This is a genomic window from Mycobacterium sp. (assembly GCF_036488105.1).
Taxonomy (GTDB): Bacteria; Actinomycetota; Actinomycetes; order Mycobacteriales; family Mycobacteriaceae; genus Mycobacterium.
This window is the reverse complement of record NZ_DASXHW010000122.1, coordinates 1-3559: the sequence shown is the minus strand read 5'-3', so window position 1 is coordinate 3559 and position 3559 is coordinate 1. Positions and strand designations below refer to the sequence as shown.

The 3559-nt window shown below is 66.0% G+C and carries 5 protein-coding genes; 3 read left to right on the top strand and 2 right to left on the bottom strand.

Annotated features, from left to right (window positions below; genetic code table 11):
• Window positions 1-110 precede the first annotated feature (110 nt).
• Entirely contained in the window at window positions 111-1064 is a 954-nt protein-coding gene (locus tag VGH54_RS06595; RefSeq protein WP_414688657.1) for an enoyl-CoA hydratase/isomerase family protein, read from the top strand.
• On the top strand, window positions 1064-1429 hold the full coding sequence (locus tag VGH54_RS06590; RefSeq protein ID WP_331511137.1) for a VOC family protein: 366 nt from the start codon (window positions 1064-1066) through the stop codon (window positions 1427-1429). Before VGH54_RS06595 ends, VGH54_RS06590 begins: the two co-directional genes overlap by 1 nt.
• 28 nt (window positions 1430-1457) lie before the next feature.
• Here VGH54_RS06590 and VGH54_RS06585 read toward each other — a convergent pair whose 3' ends face one another.
• Both VGH54_RS06585 and VGH54_RS06580 read right to left on the bottom strand, forming a co-directional pair.
• Window positions 1458-1646 (bottom strand): hypothetical protein, encoded by a 189-nt coding sequence (locus VGH54_RS06585; RefSeq protein ID WP_331511136.1) that lies wholly within the window; start codon window positions 1644-1646, stop codon window positions 1458-1460.
• A 112-nt stretch (window positions 1647-1758) separates the two neighbouring features.
• Window positions 1759-2901, bottom strand: coding sequence for an acyl-CoA dehydrogenase family protein (locus VGH54_RS06580; protein WP_331511135.1), 1143 nt, complete (start codon window positions 2899-2901; stop codon window positions 1759-1761).
• Between the two features lie 35 nt (window positions 2902-2936).
• Between VGH54_RS06580 and VGH54_RS06575 the strand changes: the two genes are divergently transcribed.
• Window positions 2937-3559, top strand: a 623-nt coding sequence (locus tag VGH54_RS06575; protein WP_331511134.1) for a MaoC family dehydratase, incomplete at its 3' end; no start/stop codon positions are given.

Genomic DNA, 3559 nt, shown 5'->3' with positions numbered 1-3559 from the left:
TTGGCGCACTACAAGTGTCCACGGTCGATCTCGTTCGAGGCGCAGCTGCCGCGTACCGATACCGGAAAAATGTTCAAACACGAACTGGTCAAGAAGTATTCGGTGTGACGCTGCGCGTCGTCGATGTGTCGGAGCCTGACTCCGCGCTCGATTCTGCATTGCTCGGAGTTCCGGTGGTGGCCGTCGGGTCGTTGGCCGATGCATCCGAATTCTGGCTTGAACGAGCCACATTCACGCTGACCGAGGATCACGCCGACGACCGCCGGGTGATCACCGTCGCATCGATCGACGCGGCGCTGAGTGACCTCACCGCACGTGCCGAACGCTGGCCGATCGCGGCGGCGACGTGTGACGACGTGTTGCGGTCGGTGGATCCGGCCGCTTCGGCGCTGTCCGGCGTGGTGACCGAGTCGCTGGCCTACTCGACGCTGCAGGCCGGCCCGGAGTTCGCCCGCTGGCTGGCCGGCCGTGGCCCGACGGTAATGCCCGACATCGCCGATCCGGTGCAGGCCCACCGCGACGGCGACACGTTACGGATCGCGTTCAACCGCCCGCAGCGCCACAACGCGTTCTCGACCGACGCCCGCGCCGCGCTGCTCGAGGTTTTAGCTGTGGCGCAACTCGATTCGTCGATCGCCGAGGTTGTGCTGACCGGCAATGGGCCGTCGTTCTGCAGCGGGGGCGATCTCGACGAGTTCGGCACATTCGCCGACCCGGCCAGCGCGCATCTGGCCCGCACCCGCTACAGCCCGGCGCTGGCTCTCGACGCGGTGACCAGGCGACTCGGCGCGGCGTGCCGGGCCGAAGTGCACGGCCAAGTGTTAGGCAGCGGATTGGAGATGGCAGCGTTCTGCGGTCGGATCGAGGCCACGCCCGACGCGGTATTCGGATTGCCGGAGCTGAGCCTTGGCCTGATCCCCGGAGCGGGCGGCACCGTAAGCGTGACACGACGGATAGGCCGTTGGCGCACAGCGTTTTTGGTTCTCAGTGGGTCAAGCATCAGCGTGGAGACAGCATTGACCTGGGGCCTCGTCGATGCGAAAAGTCAACCAGGAGGCACGTGATGGGACGCAAGGCGGCGGTGGAACTCGTGCTCGACTGTGCAGAGCCCAAGCGGCTCGCGAAGTTTTGGCGTGCGGCGCTCGACTATCGCGAGCACTACGCGGACGCGACTCTGACGGTGCTTGTCCCCAACGAAGGGATCGCGTCACCGTTACTCCTTCAGGGAGTTCCGGAACCCAAAGCGAGTAAGAACCGCATGCACCTCGACATTGTGGTCGACGACGTCGAGGCCGAGGTGCACCGGCTGCAGGCACTCGGCGCGCGTCGCATCGACGATGGCGTGCAGAGCTTCGGCGGAACCCGATGGGTCAGAATGTCGGACCCGGAGCAGAACGAGTTCTGCGTCTCCACCGGCGTGCAGTGGTAACGCTCGATACCCAGCTGTGGGACGTCCATCACGAAGCGGCGCGTCGGCAACGTTGTGCGACATCAGCCAACGCCAGGCGCAGCCTTTCCAGCTGAGCCCACAGCGTCAACTTCTCCTCGAACGTCAGCTCATCCGGCGGTATCTCCGCTATTCGGTCGAGCGTCAAATCGAGCTTGTCGAACGCTGCACGGATCTTCTTTTCTTGACTGGAAATCATGCCGCGACGCTATCGCCTGACACTGACATCGCATCCGCCCGTCGAGTGGCCGGTTATTACCCCTAAATCTCGAAAAATCGTGGCATAACTGGCCACTCGGCTCCGATTTTGCCTAGAGCCCGCCGCGGGACACCAGCTGCGCGGCGATGACATTGCGCTGAATTTCGTTGGTGCCCTCGCCGACGATCATCAGCGGGGCATCGCGGAAGTAGCGCTCGACGTCGTATTCGGTGGAGTATCCGTAGCCGCCGTGGATCCGCACGGCGTTGAGCGCGATCTCCATCGCCACCTCGGAGGCGAACAGCTTGGCCATCCCGGCCTCCATGTCGCAGCGTTGGCCGCTGTCGTAGCGTTCGGCGGCGTAGCGGGTCAGCTGGCGGGCGGCGGTCAGCTTGGTCGCCATGTCGGCCAGGTAGTTGCCGACCGACTGGTGTTTCCAGATCGGTTGACCGAAGCTTTCGCGCTGCTGGGCGTAGGCCAGCGCATCATCGAGGGCTGCGGTGGCCACCCCCAAGGCGCGTGATGCCACTTGAATGCGGCCGGTCTCGAGGCCGGTCATCATCTGCGCAAAGCCCTTGCCCGCATCGCCGCCCAGAATCGCGGTGTGCGGCGCCCGGTAGCCGTCGAAGGACAGCTCGCAGGTCTCTACACCCTTGTAGCCCAGCTTGGGCAGATCACGCGACACCGTGAGCCCGGGCCCGTGCTCGACCAGCAGCACCGAGATGCCGGCATGCCGCGGTTGGGCGGCCGGATCGGTCTTGCACAACAGCGCGATCAGCCCCGAGCGGCGGGCGTTGGAAATCCACGTCTTGGCGCCGTTGACGACCAGGTCGTCACCATCGGAGAGCGCGGTGGTCGACATGTTCTGCAGATCGCTGCCACCGCCGGGCTCGGTCAGCGCCATCGTCGCCCGCAGCTGGCCGCTGGCCATCGCCGGCAGGTAACGCCGCTTCTGCTCATCGGTGCCGAACAACGTCAGCAGCTTGGCGACCACCGTGTGCCCGCCCATCGCGCCGGCCAGGCTCATCCACCCACGCGCCAACTCCTGGGTCACCAGCGCATAGCACCACATCGACACCGGGGTCCCGCCGTACGCCTCCGGCACGGCCAGCCCGTAGATCCCGATGCGCTTCATCTGCTCGATCCACGCTTCGGGATACTCATTGGCATGCTCGACTTCGCGCACCGTTGGCCTGACCTCTTTATCGACGAACTCGCGCACCGTCGCGACCAACATCGCCTCATCGTCATTCATGCGCCCATGTTGGCACGCCTCGCCGGCGGGTCCCGATGACAGTCGGCCCCTACTTCGACCAGGTGCGCACCGGTCAGGTCTTCACCGGGGCGCCGTCGATGACGCTCACGCCCGGGTTGGCCGCGGTGCACCAGAGCATCCTCGGCGACCGGCTCAGGCTGCCGCTTGACGCCGAGCTGTCCGCCGCGGTGACCGGCCTGCCGGCGCCGCTGGCGCACCCGGGCCTGGTGTGCGACGTCGCGATCGGGCAGTCGACGCTGGCTACCCAGCACGTGAAGGCCAACCTGTTCTATCGCGGCCTGCAATTCTTCCGATTCCCGTCGATCGGCGACACGCTGTTCACCCGCACCGAGATCGTCGGGCTGAAGAAGAACTCGGCCAAGCCGGGCCGGGCGCCGACCGGGCTGATGGCGCTGCGGATCACCACCATCGACCAGGCCGACCGGCTGATCCTGGACTTTTACCGCTGCGCGATGCTGCCGCTGAGCGCCGACGCCGATCCCGATGGCTCCAACCATGCCGACGACCTGTCGACGATCGGTGCCGATCTGGCTACGCCGCCCTCGGCCGCCGCGGACTGGAACGGCGACGTCTTTCGTCGCCGGGTCACCGGTCCCCATTTCGACACCCGCCTGGCCGGACAGGTGCTGCACAGCAG